Genomic DNA, 729 nt, shown 5'->3' on the forward strand with positions numbered 1-729 from the left:
GTCACAAAAAGACCAGTGACAGAACCGTTTCCGATTCCGTCACCGTATGCTTGCCGAACATGACCGCCAGGGCTGACGCTTTCGCGCCCCCAACGGCCACATTCCCTCTTCACGATGTCACTGATGTCTTCGCCAAACGGCACAACCAACCGAACCTTGCGGCCCTCGCTGATCGTCTGCCGCGGCAAACTGTGTTCCAGATAGCCAAGCTCGACACCGCATTCAGAACGTCGCCGCTACAGCAGCGCCAAGTTCCAAAAAAATGGTGGAGCCAGACGGGATCGAACCGACGACCTCATGCTTGCAAAGCACGCGCTCTCCCAACTGAGCTATGGCCCCAAGGGGTCGGCGCAGGCGGACGGAGCGTCCCGTGTCGTGGTGGGCCTGGGACGACTCGAACGTCCGACCTCACCCTTATCAGGGGTGCGCTCTAACCACCTGAGCTACAGGCCCAGAGCGATCGAGGTGCGCCGCACCGGCCTGAGGCCGAACGCGGTGCGCCGATCGCGCTATCTGGTGAGGAAGAGAAACGAGGACGGCGTCCGTCCCGCAAAATGGGTTCCGACTGAACCCTGTATCCAATGACCTTCGATGGATGAACTGACGTTCGCTGCGATCCGGCGGAGCCGGACCTCATATCCAAAGAAGAATCCTTAGAAAGGAGGTGATCCAGCCGCAGGTTCCCCTACGGCTACCTTGTTACGACTTCACCCCAGTCGCTGACCCTAC

At 59.9% G+C, this 729-nt stretch carries 2 tRNA genes and 1 rRNA gene; all 3 read right to left on the reverse strand.

Going from position 1 to position 729, the window contains the following annotated elements:
* Positions 1–263: 263 nt before the first annotated feature.
* A tRNA-Ala gene (locus FV233_RS29705) sits at positions 264–339 on the reverse strand.
* Positions 340–376: 37 nt separating this feature from the next.
* Positions 377–453: transfer RNA gene (locus FV233_RS29710), tRNA-Ile, on the reverse strand.
* Positions 454–657: 204 nt separating this feature from the next.
* Positions 658–729 (reverse strand): 16S ribosomal RNA (locus FV233_RS29715); the annotation flags it as partial.

The organism is Methylobacterium sp. WL7, assembly GCF_008040085.1.
Taxonomy (GTDB): Bacteria; Pseudomonadota; Alphaproteobacteria; order Rhizobiales; family Beijerinckiaceae; genus Methylobacterium; species Methylobacterium mesophilicum.